Origin of the sequence: Mesorhizobium cantuariense (assembly GCF_042647205.1) — a bacterium.
In the GTDB taxonomy this organism is placed as follows: Bacteria; Pseudomonadota; Alphaproteobacteria; order Rhizobiales; family Rhizobiaceae; genus Mesorhizobium; species Mesorhizobium cantuariense.
In genome coordinates this window covers 7,075,063-7,090,796 of sequence record NZ_JBHRVD010000001.1, presented here as the reverse complement: position 1 = coordinate 7,090,796, position 15,734 = coordinate 7,075,063, and the positions used below count along the sequence as shown (strand labels likewise).

The window sequence follows — 15,734 nt, the reverse complement described above, 5'->3', positions numbered from 1 at the left end:
GAGCCACCTCCCCCGATCGACGGGGGAGAGGAAAGGGTGCCAAGCTGTCCCTGGGACGAAGAACCTAGACCTTGGCCCGGCGAAAACTCAGAGGCCGTTGTCTTTCAGCACCTGAGCGGCGTTTTCCTTGGTGATCTTCTCGGTCGGCAGAGTGATGGTCTTTTCGACCTTCTCGCCGTTGAGGAACTTGATCGCCTGCCGCAGGCCTTCGGCGCCGGGGGTGACATAGGTGAAGGTCGCCGTCAGCTCGCCCTTGTTCACCATCTGCACGCCTTCGTTGGGCAGACCGTCGATGCCGATGAACTTGATGTCCTTCTCGCGGCCGACATCCTTGGCGGCGAGATAGGCGCCGTAGGCCATCGGGTCGTTGTGGCCGTAAACGAGATCGATCTTCTCGTTGCTCTTCAACGCGTTGGCCATCAAATTATAGGCCTGGTCCTGCTTCCAGTCGCCCGATTGCTGATCGAGCAGATATTTGATGCCCGGTTCCTTGTCGGTGAATTCATGGAAGCCGTCATGGCGGTCATGCGCCGGCTGGGTGCCCATGCCGCCCCAGATCTCGACGACGTTGCCTGAAGCCTTACCCTTGCCGCCGAGCAGCTCGACGGCATATTCGCCGGCCGCACGGCCGATCAGCGCATTGTCGCCGCCGACGAACTGCGTGTAGTCCTTGGTGTCGACATTGCGGTCGAGGACGAAGACCGGAATCTTGGCATCGATCGCCTGCTGCACGACGCCGGTCAGGCCGGCGGATTCCTTCGGCGACACCAGCAGCGCGTCGACCTCCTGACGGATCAGGTTCTCGACATCGGCGACCTGCTTTTCGGTCTTGTCCTCGCCGTCCGTGATGATCAGCTCGACATCGGGATGCTTGGCGGCTTCGGCCAGGATGTCCTTGTTGAACTGCGCGCGCCAGGGCTCGATGGTCGTCACCTGCGAGAAGCCGATCTTCCACTTCTTGTCCTGGGCGAAGGCATTGCCGGTGGTCATGAGCGCGGTGGTGGTCAGCAGTGCCGCGCCAACGGCGGCAAGCTTCAGCATGTCACGTCGTTTCATTTTTGTTTCCTCCGAGATTGAGAGACGAGGTCTCTTGCGACAGCCGCTTTGCCGCGGCCGTTTCCTTGTGCGCCGCTTGCCCGCCGGGCAGGCGCAGATAGGCCAGGAGATCACCGGCATTGCGCTCCTGCACGAGCACGGTGCCGATGATGATCATCCCCTTCAGCACCAGCTGAAGGTTCGAATTGATGTTGTGGAGCTGCAGGATGTTGGAGAGCAGCCCGAAGATCAGCACGCCGCAGAACGTGCCGGTGAGGCTGCCGCGCCCGCCCATCAGGCTGGTGCCGCCAATGACCACGGCGGCGATGGCGTCGAGCTCCAGCCCGGCGCCGGCATCCGGCTTGCCTTGCCGGTACTGCGCGACATAGAGCACGGCGGCGATGCCGGCGAGCAGCCCGGAGACGGCATAGGTGGCGATCTTGACGCGGCCAGCGGCGATGCCGGAGAGCCGCGCCGCCTCCTCATTGCCGCCGATGGCATAGACATAGCGGCCGAACGGTGTGAAGCGCAGCACCGCGCCATAGATCAGGATGGCGCCGAGGAAAAACAGGCCCGGCATCGGGATGACGCCGAACACCAGCGAGCGCAGTATCTCGAAATCGGCGGTGGCGTTCGAACCGGTATAGACCGGCAGCACCGCATTGTTCTGGCCTGCGGTCAGCCGGGCAATGCCGAGCGCCGTCACCATCATCGCCAGGGTGACGATGAAGGGCTGCAACCGCCCGGCAACGATGATGAAGCCGTTGAGCGCGCCGAACAGCAGCCCGACGCAGGGCGCCACCAGCAGCACGCCGAGCACGCCGAATTTCGACTCGATCTGCGGCAGCAGATACCACAGGGACAGGCAGCACAGGACCACGCCGACGACGGCGGGCGTGACCACGCCACGAATACCGTCAAGCCTGATTTCGCGGACAAGATCGGCGCCGGCACGGGATTTTGCGAGGTTCTGGAAGATGAAGCGGGTGACGACGAAACCGAGGCAAAGCGCCACCAGGGCGACGGTCGGCACGCCCAGCACGACGCCCGGCGTCACGCCTGGAACCGTCAGCAGCATGGCGCAGACCACCGAGCAGATCGCCATCAGCGAGCCGACGGAGAGATCGATGCCGCCGGTGATGATCACCGCCGTCATGCCGGTGGCGATCAGTCCGGTGGTCGAGACCTGGCGCAGCACGTCGAGCAGATTGCCGTAGGAGAGGAAGATGTTGTTGCCCTTCGAACTCATCGGCGAGCCCAGCACGCCGATCAGGAAGATGGCGATCAGGCCCCAATAGAGCTTGGTCCGGGACAGGAGCTTCAGGGCAGTCATGCGGCTGGTCTCGATATCGTCCGGCGCGGGGCGGCGAGGCGCATGATGGCCTCCTCGCTGGCCGCGTCGCGGGAAAGAATGCCTGTCTGGCGGCCATCGGCCATCACCAGGATGCGGTCGGAGAGGTGCAGCAGCTCCGGCAGTTCGGAGCTGATGACGGCGATGGCGAGACCGTCGCGCGCCAGCTTGAAGATCAGGTCGTAGATCTCGCGCTTGGCGCCGACATCGATGCCGCGCGTCGGCTCGTCGAGCAACAGCACCCTCGGCTTCGTCGCCAGCCATTTGCCGATGACGACTTTCTGCTGGTTGCCGCCCGACAGCGTGCCGGCGGGCTGGTCGATGTCCTGGCAACGGATGCCGAGCGCCTTGACCGCCTGCCGCGCCAGCCCCTGCTCGCCGGCCAGCGAGCGGATGCCGAAGCGCGCCAGCGATCCGACCAGCGGCAGCGCGACATTGTCCGTGATCGATGCCTGCAGATGCAGGCCTTGCGTCTTGCGATCCTCGGTGACCAGCGCGATGCCCAGCCGCCTCGCGTCGCGGGGTGAACGGATATACACGGGCCGGCCGTCGACCTGGATTTCGCCACCGGTACGGCCATCACTCGAGCCGAAGATCGCTTCCAGGATCTCGGTGCGGCCCGAACCCAGCAGCCCGCCAATGCCGAGGATTTCTCCGGCGGCAAGATCGAAGCCGACGCCGTCGATCACCGTGCGCCAGCCATGGGCATCGGGTTTCGACAGCGACAGGTTTTCGACCGAAAGCACGATCTTGCCACTGGCGCTGCGCTCTTCCTGGGTGGAAGCGAGCAGGTTGCGTCCGACCATCGCAGAAATGATCGCATCTTCGTCGAGCCTGGCCATCGGCTCGGTCAGCACATGGCGCCCGTCGCGAAACACGGTGACGCGGCTGGCCAGATGCATCACCTCGTCGATACGGTGCGAGATGTAGACGATGGCGACGCCGCTCTCGGCAAGCTGGCGGATGATGCGGAACAGCCGCTGGCATTCGGCCGGCGACAGCGCCGAGGTCGGCTCGTCCATGATCAGGATGCGTGCCGACATCGACAGCGCCTTGGCGATCTCGACCAGTTGCTGCTCGCCGACGCGCAAGGCGCCGACGCGGGCTTGCGGATCGAGTTCGATGCCGAGCCGCTGCAACAAAGCACCCGCCGCGCGGCCGCTCGCCTTGCGGTCAACGATCAGCCCGGCGATCAGCTTCTCGCGGCCGAGGAAGATGTTGTCGGCGACGCTGAGTTCGGGCACCAGGTTCAGCTCCTGGTGGATGATAGCGATGCCGGCATCCTCGGCGTCGCGCACGCCGGCGAAGCTGACCGGACGGCCATCGACGCTGACCGTGCCTTCATAGCCGGTGTAGACGCCGGAGAGGATCTTCATCAGCGTCGACTTGCCGGCGCCGTTCTCGCCCATCAAGGCATGGACCTCGCCGCGCCGCAGCTCGAAGCCGACATCGACCAGGGCGGCGATGCCGCCGAAGCTCTTGGAGATGCGCTCGGCGCTCAGAACGGTGCCTGACCGATCCGCCGCACCGTTCTCCGGGGAAAGGGGACTCGCGTGTTCCATGACAATGGCGGCCTCCCTTCCGTCGTCGTCAACTTCCCGCAAACGCTAATCTAAACGTTTCGATCGTGTCAAGCCGATATACGATGACGGAAGTTTTATGCAGTTCGATTCTTGCTTAATAGGACGGTATTCCGTAGGTATTGGCAGCAAGGGGTGGCGAAACGTTTCGAAAATGACAGCGTCAGGGCGAAAAAAGCAGCGCAAATCAACCGCACCCACCATGCTTCATGTGGCTGAGGCGGCGCGTGTATCGGTCGCCACCGTGTCGGCGTTGATCAACGGCACGGCGACGGTCAGCCCGGAGCTCAGCCAGCGCATCGAACAGGCGATCCGCGATATCGGCTACAAGCGCAATGCGATCGCCCGCAGCCTAAAGATGGGCACGACGCGCACCATCGGGCTGACCGTGCCGCACATCACCAACCCGTTCTTCACCGATGTCGTATCGGTCATCCAACAGGCCTTCGACCGGGCCGGCTATGCCGTCATGCTGTGCTGCACGGACGAGGACCTGAACACCCAGGACGACCAGATCAGGCTGCTGCTCGACCGCATGGTCGATGGGCTGATCGTGGCGCGCGTCGGCGACGGCGCGATCCTCAAGCGGATCGTCGACGACGCCAATGTGCCGGTCGTGCTGCTCGACCGCATCTGCGAGGGCGTCGACACCGATACCGTGGTGCTCGACAACCAGCGCGCGGTGTTCGACGCCATCACTTATCTGATCAATCTCGGCCATCGACGCATCGGCTACATCACCGGCACGTCGGACATTTCACCGATGCATGACCGCATGGCGGGATATCGCGAGGCGCTTCACGCCGCTGGCCTGCCGATCGCGGAGGAGCTCATCCGCTTCGGCAATTTCCACGAAATCGACGGCTATAACGCCACCATGCAGATGCTTTCCTCGCACGATCGGCCAAGCGCGATCTTTTCGGCCAACAACCCGATGGTGATCGGCACCATGAAGGCGATCCGGGACATCGGCCTGTCCTGCCCGGAAGACATTTCGGTCGCCTGTTTCGACGATTTCCCATGGTCCGACGTGTTCCAGCCGCAGCTGACCACGGTCGCCCAGCCGGTGCAGGCGATCGGCGAACAGGCGGCCAATCTCTTGCTCGACCGTCTCGCCGGCAACAGGGACGCGCCGCCGCGAAAGCTGCTGCTCAAGGGCCGGCTGATGATCCGCAATTCATGCCGCCCGCTCGGCGCGATTGCGCAGAGCGTGAGCGCGTAGTTTTCGCGCGTCGGCGGCGCTCGATCTTGCGGAAGGGTGCCCTGCCTTCAGCAGAGGCGGACCGCAGCTTCCAAGCCAAGAATCTCTCGCACCAAGACTGTCAGGCCGCCTGCGACAGCGATTTGTGCGCTTCGGCCAGTATCTCGAACGACCGCACCCGCGCCGCATGGTCTGATATCTGCGCGGTGACCATCAACTCATCGGCGCCGGTGCGGCGCACGAAGGCATCGATGCCTTGCCGGACCGTTTCTGGGGAGCCAACGACGGCGCAGGACAGCGCCTGGTCGAGCATGGTCTTTGCCATCGGATCGAGATCGCGGTCATAGTTCTCGATCGGGGGCGGCAGCCGGCCGGGCCGACCGGTGCGCAGATTGACGAAGGCCTGCTGCAACGAGGTGAACAGCAGCCTGGCCTCCGCATCGGTGGGCGCGGCAAAGACGTTGAGGCCAAGCATGACACGCGGCTTGTCGAGCTGCTCGGACGGCTGGAAGCGCGAGCGGTAGACGTCCAGCGCGTGATCCAGCTCCGCCGGCGCGAAATGCGAGGCGAAGGCGTAGGGCAGGCCGAGCATGGCGGCGAGCTGCGCGCCGTAGAGGCTGGAGCCGAGGATCCAGACCGGCACGTTCTGGCCTTCGCCGGGCACGGCGCGGATGCGCTGGCCTTCCTCGGCCGGCTGGAAATAGCCCATCAGCTCGACGACATCCTGCGGGAAATTGTCGACCCCGGCCTCGAGGTTGCGGCGCAAGGCGCGGGCCGTGCCCATGTCGGTGCCGGGCGCCCGGCCGATGCCGAGATCGATGCGGCCCGGATGCAATGCTGCCAGCGTGCCGAACTGCTCGGCAATCACCAGCGGCGAATGGTTGGGCAGCATGATGCCGCCGGCACCGACACGAATGGTCTTCGTGCCGCCGGCGACATGGGCGATGACGACAGCTGTTGCCGCACTGGCGATCCCCGGCATGTTGTGATGCTCGGCCAACCAGTAGCGTGTGTAGCCCAGCCGCTCGGCATGGCGGGCAAGATCGAGCGAGTTGGCCAGCGACTGCGAGGCATCGCTGCCTTCGACGATCGGCGACAGGTCGAGAACGGAAAGAGCGGTCATGGGTGGGGTCCTGTGTCAGGACCGCATGTAGGAAGCACCCGGCGGCGCCGCAAATTCAAAAATATTGATCAGCCTTTGACAGCTTCGGTGTCGTCCTCCTCGACGACGGCCGTCTGCTGCGCGGCGAGAAAATTGCCAACATGGCTGAGTCCGTCGAAATGGTCGCAGAACACCTTGATGACGACCAGCAACGGCACCGCCATCAGGGCGCCGACGAAGCCCCACAGCCATGACCAGAAGGCGATGGCGATCAAGATCGCCACGGCGTTGATCTCCAGGCGCCGGCCGACCACCATCGGCGTCACGAACTGGCCTTCGACGGTGTCGCACAAGATCACGAAGACCGGAGCCAAAAGCGCGTAGAAGATGGTGTCGAAGCTGATCAGCGCCATGATCGTGACAAGCACGATGGTGATCAGCCCTCCGACATAGGGCAGGAAGTTGAGCAACGCCGCGGCGGCTCCCCAGACCAGCGGATTGGGCATGCCGAGCGCCCACAGACCGAGAGCGATGACCGTGCCGAGGCCGGCATTGATGATGGTGACGGTGAGCAGATAGTGCGAGATTTCGCGCTCGACGTCATAGACGACGCGCAGCGCCCGTTTCTTTTCGCTGAGGCTGGCGAAGGACTGGATGATCTTTTCATAAAACATCGTTCCGGAGGCGAGCAGGAACAGCGACAGCACGAAGATGATGGTCAGGCCTGTTCCGGCCGACAGGATATTGCTGGCGGCCGCCGACAGGATGCCGGACTGCGCCACCGCCACCCTCTGGATGCCCGGCTCCTGCGACGTCTGGGTCAACTGTTCGATCTGGTGCGAAATCTGCATGATCCTCTCGAGCGGGCGGCGCAACTGCGCCAACCGTTCGGTGAGTTGCTGGCCTATCGAAGAGGTGTTGTTGATGAGGTCGATGATCGGGCCGCTGAGCAGGTAGCCTACGCTGGCAAAGATGCAGATCGACAACAGCACGAGAAGGGTCGCCGAAATCACTTCGGGGATGCCGTGCTTGCGCAGAAGCCGGACGATCGGCGTCAGCGTCAGCGCCAGCAGAAAAGCCAGCATGACAGGCATGAAGAAGGCGCGGGCGAAGTAGAGCGCATAGACGGCCATGAACAGGAAGATGCCGACGAGCAGCAAACGCATCAGATGCGTGTCGGCACGAGCCGCGACGCGCGAATCCGACTCTTCGGCTGCGGCTTGGCCCAAGGCAGTGGGTTCGGTTTTCATGCTCGCCCCTCAGGCCGGCGCCCCTCAGCGATCGCCAATTGCCCGTATGAAACGCAAAGTTACGGTCGCAGGTTCCATGAGCCGGCTTCCGGAATGAGGCCCTTATACGGGCTCGGCGGGAACCAGACGGCAATGCGGGGCGCATCGGTCGAAATATTACATGGCGTGTAATTGAGACCACGCCTTCGACAAGCCTAATACAGGCAGGCTTTCGCGACGCCAGAAGGAAGCAATGACCGAACATTGGCGCAACGCGAGGTGCAAACAGAAACTGATCTTGGAAGAGGACATTACGATGCAGAGATTCAACCTTCAGACAATCGAGTCGGCGCCGGAAAAATCCAAGCCCGCGCTGAAGGCGTTGGAAGAGAAAATCGGCTTCCTTCCGAATGCGCTGGCGACAATGGCGAACAATCCGGTTCTTCTCAACGGGTTCGTCGGCATCTTCGGCAGTTTTCACGGCGGCAGCTTCGACGAGATCGAAAAGCAGGTTCTGCTGCTTACCAACGCGGTCACGATCAAATGTCCCTGGACCGTTGCCGCGCATTCGACCTTCGCCATCGAAGATGGGATTGCCGAAAGCGAAGTCGAAGCGATCCGCGCAGGCAGATTGCCGAGAGATCCCAGATATGCGGCACTCTCGGCGCTGACAAAGGCGCTGATCGAGAACAAGGGAAACGTGAGCGATGCGGACATCGACGCGTTTATCTCGGTGGGCTATTCGAAGGCCCAGATCCTGGAAGTGGTGACCGGTGTTGGCGTTTCCACCGTGGCGGCAACCACCACCAATATGGCCGGCACGCCGATCGAGGAACGCCTCCAGCCCCAGGCGTGGTCCGCGGCGGCCTGAACCAATCGACGGCGCATGGATTGGTGATGCCATCCATGCGCTGTCGGGCATCAGACGCTGCCGGTCGCCGTGTATGGTGCAGGTGGGTTGCGAGGATATGAGCAATGAAATCGGCGAAACTCACGACCAACATGATGCCGAACCTGGGCGTGCTCCTGCGCCACTGGCGTGATCTGCGTGGCAGCAGCCAGCTCGACCTATCGCTCGATACGGGCATTTCGCAAAAGCAGATCAGTTTCGTCGAAAGCGGCCGCAGCGTTCCCAACCGCCAGACCTTGATGGCCATCGCGCAGGCGCTCGATATGCCCCTGCGCGACCGCAACACATTGCTGCTGGCGGCAGGCTACGCGCCAATGTTTTCCGAGAGCTCGTGGGACTCCGAAGAGATGACAAGCGTGACCAATGCCCTGACGCGCATGTTGCGGCAGCATGAGCCATTTCCCGCCGTGGTCATGGATCGATACTGGAACGTGCTCATGACCAACGAATCCGCACCGCGCTTCTTCGGCTGTTTCATCGACATGGACGCTCGCCAGGGACCGCGCAACATTCTGCACTTAATGTTCGATCCTCAGGGCATGCGGCCGTTCGTCGCCAATTGGCAGGACGTGGCGAGGAGTTTGTTCGAACGCGTCTACCGCGAATCCATCGGCCGCGTCGTCGACGAGAAGACCAAGGCCTTGCTGGCAGAGCTGCTCGCCTACCCGGATGTGAAAAGTGACTGGAAGAACCCTGTGGCGATCGGCTTCATGCCCTTCATTCCTTTGGGTTTCATCAGGGGAGACCGGGTCCTCAACTACTTTTCGATGATCACCACCGTGGGCACGCCGCAAACCGTTGCCGCCCAGGAACTGCGCATCGAGTGCATGTTCCCGGCGGACGAGGCGACCGAAATCCATCATGCCGAGATGATGCGGGCCGCTGGCAACCCGTAGCGTGCAACAGCCGGGCTGTGGGCGAGCCGCCCGCCGCTCAGGCGACAGGCGCTGCCAGCGCCGGCGCGGATTTCGCCGTTTCCTTGCGCACCGTCGGCGCCACCCTGGTGCCGTAGAGTTCGATCGCCTTCATGATTTTGGCGTGCGGCATGGTGCCTATCGCCATCTGCAGCAGGAAGCGGTCATTGCCGAAGATCTTGTGCTGGGCGACGATCTTTTCGGCCACCTGCTCGGGACTGCCGACGAACAATGCGCCGTTCGGGCCGCGCGATTGATCGAAATGCGCCCGCGATGTCGGACCCCAGCCGCGCTCGCGGCCGATGCGGTTCATCACCTCCGCCTGCGGGCCGTAGAAGTCGTCGGCCGCCTGCTCGGTCGTTTCGGCGATGAAACCGTGCACGTTGATGCTGGTGGCGAGATCAGCCGGATAGCTGCCGGCGCGCTTGGCGGCCTCGCGGTAGAGATCGAACAGCGGCGCGAAGCGCGCCGGCTCGCCGCCGATGATGGCGAGCGCCAGCGGCAGGCCGAGCGCACCCGCGCGGGCGGCAGACTGTGGCGTCCCACCAATGGCGATCCAGACCGGCAGCCTGTCCTGGAAGGGCCTGGGATAAACGCCGCGATCGTTGATCGGCGCCCGCAGATTGCCGGACCAGGTGACCTTCACGCTATCGCGGATGGCAAGCAAAAGGTCGAGCTTTTCGGCGAACAGCTCATCATAGTCCTCTAGATTGTAGCCGAACAGCGGGAAGGATTCGATGAACGAGCCGCGCCCCGCCATGATCTCGGCGCGGCCGCCCGACAGAAGGTCGAGCGTGGCAAACTGCTGGAAGACACGCACCGGATCGTCGGAAGACAGAACGGTGACCGCGCTGGTCAGCTTGATGCGCTTCGAGCGCTCGGCGGCCGCGGCCAAGGCCACGACCGGTGCGGAGGCGGCATAGTCAGGCCGGTGGTGCTCGCCAAGGCCGAACACGTCGAGGCCGACCTGGTCGGCCAGTTCGACCTCCTCGATCAGGTTGCGCAGCCGCTCATAAGGGCCGATGGCGCCGGGGCCCGGCTGCGGGCTGACGTCGGCGAAGGTGTAGAGACCGAGTTCCATCTGATGTCATCCTGGTGTTGGGTTTTCGGGCTAGAGCAATTCCAGGAAAAGTGTGAAACGGTTTTCCGTCCGGAATTGCGTCAGAACAGAGAGAAAGAGCGGTTCACCGTTCGGTGAACCGCTCCAGAGGTAGCGATGCGTCAACCGCCCCGCCAGAGGGGCGGACGGTGAACAGTGCATGTCGGTTTCGGCCGAAAAGGCGTCTCCCGGCTGCAACAGCCAACAATTTCATGGCTGCCATGCCGTTTTGGCGCTTGAACTCTCGGTTTTCGCGCGTATGTAAGCGTCGCGAATTGACTTCAGGGAAGTGGACTTGGCTATCTACAGGGAAAAAGACGTTTTCGAGCGGCGCAACGCCGCAAACGAGGCAAAGAAGGCGCTCCTCGAGCGCTTCAAGGCAAAGCCGGCGGCGGATGATCCCGCGGTGCTGGCGCGACAGGCCGAACGCAAGGCGATCCTCGAGGCTCGCGAAATCCGCGAGGCCGAAAAGGCCCGGCTGAAGCAGGAAAAGCTGGCACGCGAAGCGGTTGAGAAGGCTGAGCGCGAGGCAGCAGCCGAAGCGGCACGTATCGCCGCCGAGGAAGCTGCACAGGCCGAGGCCAAGATTCGGGAATCCGAAGAGAACGAGCGCATCGCCCGTTTTCTGGCCGATGAAGCCGAACGCAAGGCCAAGCGCGACGCGCGTTATGCGGCGCGCAAGCAGCGCACCGGCAGGACGCCTCCGGGCTTCTCCGCCCGCTAGCCTCGCGGCAAGCATCAAATTCAAGGTCAGGGTCGCCTCGCAGCGGCCCTGATCGTGTTTGTTTGCCGCTAGCTCAGGCGGCGAACTTCAGCCCCATGATGCCGCAGACGATGAGCGCGATGCAGGCCAGCCTGATCGCGGTGACAGGCTCGCCGAGCAGCCAGATGCCGAGCAGTGCCGTACCGACGGTGCCGATGCCGGTCCACACCGCATAGGCGGTACCGACGGGCAGCGCTTTCAATGCCAGGCCGAGCAGAGTGAGGCTGACGACCATCGAGGCAACGGTCAGCACGGTCGGCACCAGCTTCGAGAAGCCGTCTGTGTATTTGAGGCCGATTGCCCAGCCGATTTCGAACAGGCCGGCAAAAAAGAGAAGAATCCACGACATCGACAACGCTCCATCAGAGCATCGGACCGAAAATGATTTTCGGAGTCCGACGATCAATCAAACAATGGCGGGTCGTCCCGTCCGGATTTTTGGGGAAGCGCGAGGTCGTCCCCGCCACGCCAATATAGGAATTTCGGGCGCTCGATCAACAGCGACCGGCAACAGTGTTGCCGGCCGTAATCTTGTTCCGAAGCGGATGGGCCGGACCTACTTGTCCTTGAGCTTCATCGCCTTGACCGGCGGCGCCTTCAGGGCGGGAGCCGGGGCTGGCTTCTTGGCATCCTTCTTCGGCTTGCGGGCTTCCTTGCCTGCCTTCATCGCACCTTTAGCCATGATTCGTTCCTCCGATTGCGGGAAGCGAAGTGAAACAAGAGAACCGCCCGACTGCAAGGGGTTAGCGACTGCTGCCGCCGTCAGCGGATCGCTTTCAACCGGTTTCTAATTTGCTCGTAAACCCTGGCGGTCCATGTCATGGTCATTTTCGCACTGCAGCATCAACCCGTGCCTTCGCCGGGTGATCGTCAGGCAGGCCGTCAGGACGACAATGCGAATCCACATCGGCTGCGAGATGAGCTTCGACTTTCCGCAGGAAACGCCGCTCATCGCGATGCTGAATGTGCACTATTCGCGTGCCTCCGATCTCGAGCGGCCGGATTTCCTGATCTCCAACCCGCCGGTGCCGATCGAAAGCTATCGCGACAGTTTCGGCAACTGGTGCAACCGGTTCGTCGCCCCGCCCGGGCGTTTCACCTTTGGCACCGATGCCGTGATCCGCGATCCCGGCACCTTCGAGATGGGCGACCTGATGGCCTGGCAGCACGAGGTGCGCGACCTGCCGGCGGACACGCTGCTGTTTCTGCTGCCCAGCCGGTTTTGCGAGAGCGACCTTCTGGCAAGCGAGGCGTGGCGGCTGTTTGGGCATACGCCGCTCGGCATTCCACGCGTACAGGCGGTCTGCGACTTCGTCCACAACCATATCGTCTTCAACTACGGCAATGCGCGGCCGACACGCACCGCGGCGGAAGCCTATCGCGAACAGAGCGGCGTCTGCCGCGACTATGCGCATCTCGCCGTCACCTTCTGCCGGGCACTCAACATCCCGACGCGTTACTGCACCGGCTACATCAGCGACATCGGCATGCCGAAGCCGTGGGCGAGCATGGACTTCTGCGCCTGGATGGAAGTCTATCTCGGCGGCCGCTGGCATGTCTTCGACCCGCGCAACAATGCGCCGCGCATCGGCCGCATCCTGATCGCCTCCGGCCGTGACGCGGCTGATGTGCCGCTGACCCATATTTTCGGGCCGGGCACGCTTGCCGGCTTCAAGGTGTGGACCAGCGAGATCGTCGACTAGCCGTCGTCTTGAACGACCGGGCGGTTCGCGCGTTGTCATGCCTGTAGAGCTTCGGCGGTCTGGTCGTTAGACTGGGTGCCTCGAACGGGGACAACACCATGGCCGGGCATGGCGGCTCAAAAAAGGTGATCTACGCGGCACTCGCCGGCAATCTCGCCATCGCGGTGACCAAGTTCGCCGCCGCCCTCTTCACCGGCAGCTCGGCGATGCTGTCGGAAGGCGTGCACTCGCTGGTCGATACCGGCAATGGCGGCCTGCTGCTCTACGGCATGCACCGCGCCGCCCGTCCGGCCGACCGCACACATCCGCTCGGTCACGGCCGCGAACTCTATTTCTGGAGTTTCATCGTCGCACTTCTCGTCTTCGCGCTGGGCGCCGGCGTGTCGTTCTACGAAGGCGTGATCCACATCATGGCGCCGGAACCGGTCGCCAACGCTGAGGTGAACTACATCGTTCTGGGCCTTTCCTTCCTGTTCGAAGGCAGTTCGTGGCTGGTGGCGCTGAAGGAGTTCCGCCAGCAGAAAGGCAAGCAGGGCTGGCTGCGGGCCGTGCAATCGAGCAAGGATCCGAGCGTCTACACCGTGCTGTTCGAGGATAGTGCGGCGCTGCTCGGCCTGATCGTCGCCTTCGCCGGCATCCTGGCGGCGGAACTGCTGGAGATGCCGGAGCTCGATGGCGCCGCCTCGATCGGCATTGGGCTGATCCTTGGTGCGACGGCGATCTTCCTGGCCCGCGAAAGCAAGGGCCTGCTGATCGGCGAGCCGGCATCGCCCGAAGTGCAGAGACAGGTGCTGGCGATCGCCCAGCAGGATCCAGCGGTGCAGCGGGCGAACGGCGTGCTGACCGTCCATATGGGGCCGACAGAGATCGTCGCCGGCCTGAGCATCGAGTTCGAGGATCATCTGACGGCGCCGGAGATCGAAGCCTGCGTCGAGCGCCTGGAGGCGCGGCTGAAAAAGGAGATGCCGGAGATCACGCGGCTGTTCGTCAAGCCACAGACCACCGGCACCTGGGAACAAAGGCGCAAGCTGATCGAGACCGCATCCGATCCGGCTCTGGACTAGCGCTGCGCCATTGCCTCACGGTCTTCCCCGCTAAGATTAAAGGGACTTTGGAGGAGCGAAGATGAAAATCGACGGCGGCTGCCATTGTGGCGCCATCACTTACGAGGCGGAGGTCGATCCTGAAAAGACGAACATCTGCCACTGCACGGATTGCCAGCAACTGACGGGCACGGCTTTTCGCGTGACGGTTCCGGCGCCCGAAAGCAACTACCGCATCACCAAGGGTACGCCGAAAATCTACATCAAGACCGTGGCGAGCGGCGCCAGGCGCGCCCAGGCCTTTTGCGCCGACTGCGGTTCGCACCTTTACGCCACATCGGTCGGAGACGGTCCAAAGGTCTATGGAATTCGAGCCGGAACCGCGCGGCAACGCCAGGATTTGATCCCGACACAGCAGAAATGGCACCGCTCGGCGCTGCATTGGCTGCCTGAATTTCAAGGCATGACCACGGTGGAGGAGCAGTAGAACCGCTCAGTCGTCGCCTTCGACAACCCTCAGCCTGAGCTGTCCGGTTTTCGAATCGGCAACGCGCGGGCCGGGTTCGACCTTCGCCACCGGAGCCCGTGACGCGGCGTCCGCGGCGGCATCGCCTTCGGGCTGCGCGCCGAACTCCAGCGCCTCGATCTTCTGGCCGCGCTTGGTGACCTTCGACGTCGAAACCAGGATGTCGTCGATGTCCTTGGCCGATTGGCCGAAATGCACCTGCAGCTTGCGCACCCGCTCGTCGACACGCGCAACATCCTCCATCAGCCGGATGACCTCGCCCTGGATCAGGTGCGCCTGTTCGCGCATGCGGGCATCCTTGAGGATCGCCTGGATGACCTGGATCGACAGCATCAGCAGCGATGGCGAGACGATGACGATGCGGGCGCGGTGCGCCTTGTGAACGATCGCCTCGAAATTCTCGTGGATCTCGGCGAACACCGATTCCGACGGCACGAACATGAAGGCGGTGTCCTGCGTCTCGCCCTGGATCAGGTATTTTTCCGAGATATCGCGGACATGGATCTCGATGTCGCGGCGGAAGGCCTGCGAGGCGACCTTCTGCAGGTCGGCGCCGTCGGCGGCGCGGATGGCGTTCCAGGCTTCGAGCGGAAACTTTGCATCGATGGCAAGCGACGGCGCGCCGTTCGGCATCTTCACCAGGCAGTCGGGCCGGCTGCCGTTCGACAGTGTCGCCTGGAATTCGTAGGCGCCATGCGGCAGGCCGTCGGCGACGATCGCCTCCATGCGCGACTGGCCGAAGGCGCCGCGCGTCTGCTTGTTGGAGAGGATCGCCTGCAACTGCACGACCTGGCCGGCGAGCGACTGGATGTTACCCTGCGCGACGTCGATGATCGCCAGCCGCTCCTGCAATTTGGCCAGGCTCTCATGCGTCGATTTCGTCTGCTCGGTCATGGTCTGGCCGAGGCGGCCGGTCATGGCATCGAGGCGCTGGCCGATCGACTGCGTCAGTTCGGCTTGCCGTGCTCCGAACACTTCGGCGATAGCGCCCATGCGGCCCTGCATCTCGGCCTGCGATTGCAGAATGCCGGCCATCCGCGCCTCGGCATCGCGTGCATGATCGGCGGCTTCAGCTGCGGCGACAGCGCGCGCCTTAGCCGACCGCCACAGCGCGATGACAAGCGCCACGAACAGGCCAAGAAACAGCAAAGCGCCGAAGGCCAGCGCATGGCCGAGCGTGATCGTGGTGGCGCCAAGCCGGGCGACAGGCTCCGAAAGGATAGTGCTCAAATCATTCATGTGGACAGCATAGACGATTCGCCCTCATAGCACAGATCA

The 15,734-nt window shown here is 63.3% G+C and carries 16 protein-coding genes; 7 read left to right on the top strand and 9 right to left on the bottom strand.

Annotated elements, in window-relative coordinates; translation table 11 throughout:
- Nucleotides 1-87: 87 nt before the first annotated feature.
- From ACFOJ9_RS34685 to ACFOJ9_RS34675, 3 genes are read right to left on the bottom strand one after another with little or no spacing between them, the layout of a single operon-like run.
- Entirely contained in the window at nucleotides 88-1,056 is a 969-nt protein-coding gene (locus tag ACFOJ9_RS34685; protein ID WP_378986044.1) for a substrate-binding domain-containing protein, read from the bottom strand.
- A complete protein-coding gene (locus ACFOJ9_RS34680) occupies nucleotides 1,043-2,368 on the bottom strand; it encodes an ABC transporter permease (protein WP_378986042.1) in 1,326 nt (441 codons plus the stop codon). Before ACFOJ9_RS34680 ends, ACFOJ9_RS34685 begins: the two co-directional genes overlap by 14 nt.
- Nucleotides 2,365-3,948 carry a sugar ABC transporter ATP-binding protein gene (locus ACFOJ9_RS34675; protein WP_378986040.1) on the bottom strand — a complete coding sequence of 528 codons (1,584 nt, stop codon included), beginning with the start codon at nucleotides 3,946-3,948 and terminating at the stop codon, nucleotides 2,365-2,367. Before ACFOJ9_RS34675 ends, ACFOJ9_RS34680 begins: the two co-directional genes overlap by 4 nt.
- A 220-nt stretch (nucleotides 3,949-4,168) precedes the next feature.
- On the opposite strand from ACFOJ9_RS34675, the gene ACFOJ9_RS34670 reads away from it, so the two are divergent.
- A complete protein-coding gene (locus ACFOJ9_RS34670) occupies nucleotides 4,169-5,188 on the top strand; it encodes a LacI family DNA-binding transcriptional regulator (protein ID WP_378986038.1) in 1,020 nt (339 codons plus the stop codon).
- Between the two features lie 100 nt (nucleotides 5,189-5,288).
- Here ACFOJ9_RS34670 and ACFOJ9_RS34665 read toward each other — a convergent pair whose 3' ends face one another.
- Nucleotides 5,289-6,290, bottom strand: coding sequence for an LLM class flavin-dependent oxidoreductase (locus ACFOJ9_RS34665; protein ID WP_378986036.1), 1,002 nt, complete (start codon nucleotides 6,288-6,290; stop codon nucleotides 5,289-5,291).
- 68 nt (nucleotides 6,291-6,358) lie between these two features.
- The gene (locus ACFOJ9_RS34660) at nucleotides 6,359-7,519 is read right to left on the bottom strand and encodes an AI-2E family transporter (protein ID WP_378986034.1); all 1,161 of its coding nucleotides are present in this window, start codon (nucleotides 7,517-7,519) and stop codon (nucleotides 6,359-6,361) included.
- A 232-nt stretch (nucleotides 7,520-7,751) separates the two neighbouring features.
- Here ACFOJ9_RS34660 and ACFOJ9_RS34655 point away from each other — a divergent pair, with 232 nt between their 5' ends.
- Together ACFOJ9_RS34655 and ACFOJ9_RS34650 are read left to right on the top strand one after the other, a co-directional pair.
- Nucleotides 7,752-8,369, top strand: a complete 618-nt coding sequence (locus tag ACFOJ9_RS34655; RefSeq protein ID WP_378986032.1) for a carboxymuconolactone decarboxylase family protein — start codon at nucleotides 7,752-7,754, stop codon at nucleotides 8,367-8,369.
- A 104-nt stretch (nucleotides 8,370-8,473) separates the two neighbouring features.
- Nucleotides 8,474-9,304 (top strand): helix-turn-helix domain-containing protein, encoded by an 831-nt coding sequence (locus ACFOJ9_RS34650; protein ID WP_378986030.1) that lies wholly within the window; start codon nucleotides 8,474-8,476, stop codon nucleotides 9,302-9,304.
- 37 nt (nucleotides 9,305-9,341) lie between these two features.
- Here ACFOJ9_RS34650 and ACFOJ9_RS34645 read toward each other — a convergent pair whose 3' ends face one another.
- A complete protein-coding gene (locus ACFOJ9_RS34645) occupies nucleotides 9,342-10,403 on the bottom strand; it encodes an LLM class flavin-dependent oxidoreductase (protein WP_378986028.1) in 1,062 nt (353 codons plus the stop codon).
- 313 nt (nucleotides 10,404-10,716) lie between these two features.
- On the opposite strand from ACFOJ9_RS34645, the gene ACFOJ9_RS34640 reads away from it, so the two are divergent.
- Complete coding sequence (locus ACFOJ9_RS34640) at nucleotides 10,717-11,145, top strand: DUF6481 family protein (protein WP_109667244.1); 429 nt, start codon at nucleotides 10,717-10,719, stop codon at nucleotides 11,143-11,145.
- A 73-nt stretch (nucleotides 11,146-11,218) separates the two neighbouring features.
- Here ACFOJ9_RS34640 and sugE read toward each other — a convergent pair whose 3' ends face one another.
- On the bottom strand, nucleotides 11,219-11,533 hold the full coding sequence (sugE, locus tag ACFOJ9_RS34635; protein ID WP_378986025.1) for a quaternary ammonium compound efflux SMR transporter SugE: 315 nt from the start codon (nucleotides 11,531-11,533) through the stop codon (nucleotides 11,219-11,221).
- A 207-nt stretch (nucleotides 11,534-11,740) separates the two neighbouring features.
- On the bottom strand, nucleotides 11,741-11,866 hold the full coding sequence (locus ACFOJ9_RS34630; protein WP_013528464.1) for a hypothetical protein: 126 nt from the start codon (nucleotides 11,864-11,866) through the stop codon (nucleotides 11,741-11,743).
- Nucleotides 11,867-12,077: 211 nt separating this feature from the next.
- Here ACFOJ9_RS34630 and ACFOJ9_RS34625 point away from each other — a divergent pair, with 211 nt between their 5' ends.
- From ACFOJ9_RS34625 to ACFOJ9_RS34615, 3 genes are all read left to right on the top strand, one after another.
- The gene (locus ACFOJ9_RS34625) at nucleotides 12,078-12,887 is read left to right on the top strand and encodes a transglutaminase-like domain-containing protein (RefSeq protein WP_378986024.1); all 810 of its coding nucleotides are present in this window, start codon (nucleotides 12,078-12,080) and stop codon (nucleotides 12,885-12,887) included.
- Nucleotides 12,888-12,985: 98 nt separating this feature from the next.
- Nucleotides 12,986-13,951: a cation diffusion facilitator family transporter gene (locus ACFOJ9_RS34620; RefSeq protein ID WP_378986022.1), complete on the top strand. Its 966-nt coding sequence runs from the start codon at nucleotides 12,986-12,988 to the stop codon at nucleotides 13,949-13,951.
- A 61-nt stretch (nucleotides 13,952-14,012) separates the two neighbouring features.
- Nucleotides 14,013-14,417, top strand: coding sequence for a GFA family protein (locus tag ACFOJ9_RS34615; protein ID WP_378986020.1), 405 nt, complete (start codon nucleotides 14,013-14,015; stop codon nucleotides 14,415-14,417).
- 6 nt (nucleotides 14,418-14,423) lie between these two features.
- Here ACFOJ9_RS34615 and ACFOJ9_RS34610 read toward each other — a convergent pair whose 3' ends face one another.
- Nucleotides 14,424-15,695, bottom strand: coding sequence for a DNA recombination protein RmuC (locus ACFOJ9_RS34610; RefSeq protein ID WP_378986018.1), 1,272 nt, complete (start codon nucleotides 15,693-15,695; stop codon nucleotides 14,424-14,426).
- Between the last annotated feature and the right edge of the window lie 39 nt (nucleotides 15,696-15,734).

Coding starts and splice junctions, on each gene's coding strand:
- ACFOJ9_RS34650 (WP_378986030.1), top strand. CDS start 8,474: ATGAAATCGGCGAAACTCACGACCAACATGATGCCGAACCTGGGCGTG.
- ACFOJ9_RS34655 (WP_378986032.1), top strand. CDS start 7,752: ATGACCGAACATTGGCGCAACGCGAGGTGCAAACAGAAACTGATCTTG.
- sugE (WP_378986025.1), bottom strand. CDS start 11,533: ATGTCGTGGATTCTTCTCTTTTTTGCCGGCCTGTTCGAAATCGGCTGG.
- ACFOJ9_RS34670 (WP_378986038.1), top strand. CDS start 4,169: ATGCTTCATGTGGCTGAGGCGGCGCGTGTATCGGTCGCCACCGTGTCG.
- ACFOJ9_RS34675 (WP_378986040.1), bottom strand. CDS start 3,948: ATGGAACACGCGAGTCCCCTTTCCCCGGAGAACGGTGCGGCGGATCGG.
- ACFOJ9_RS34615 (WP_378986020.1), top strand. CDS start 14,013: ATGAAAATCGACGGCGGCTGCCATTGTGGCGCCATCACTTACGAGGCG.
- ACFOJ9_RS34665 (WP_378986036.1), bottom strand. CDS start 6,290: ATGACCGCTCTTTCCGTTCTCGACCTGTCGCCGATCGTCGAAGGCAGC.
- ACFOJ9_RS34660 (WP_378986034.1), bottom strand. CDS start 7,519: ATGAAAACCGAACCCACTGCCTTGGGCCAAGCCGCAGCCGAAGAGTCG.
- ACFOJ9_RS34685 (WP_378986044.1), bottom strand. CDS start 1,056: ATGAAACGACGTGACATGCTGAAGCTTGCCGCCGTTGGCGCGGCACTG.
- ACFOJ9_RS34680 (WP_378986042.1), bottom strand. CDS start 2,368: ATGACTGCCCTGAAGCTCCTGTCCCGGACCAAGCTCTATTGGGGCCTG.
- ACFOJ9_RS34620 (WP_378986022.1), top strand. CDS start 12,986: ATGGCCGGGCATGGCGGCTCAAAAAAGGTGATCTACGCGGCACTCGCC.
- ACFOJ9_RS34610 (WP_378986018.1), bottom strand. CDS start 15,695: ATGAATGATTTGAGCACTATCCTTTCGGAGCCTGTCGCCCGGCTTGGC.
- ACFOJ9_RS34625 (WP_378986024.1), top strand. CDS start 12,078: ATGCGAATCCACATCGGCTGCGAGATGAGCTTCGACTTTCCGCAGGAA.
- ACFOJ9_RS34645 (WP_378986028.1), bottom strand. CDS start 10,403: ATGGAACTCGGTCTCTACACCTTCGCCGACGTCAGCCCGCAGCCGGGC.
- ACFOJ9_RS34630 (WP_013528464.1), bottom strand. CDS start 11,866: ATGGCTAAAGGTGCGATGAAGGCAGGCAAGGAAGCCCGCAAGCCGAAG.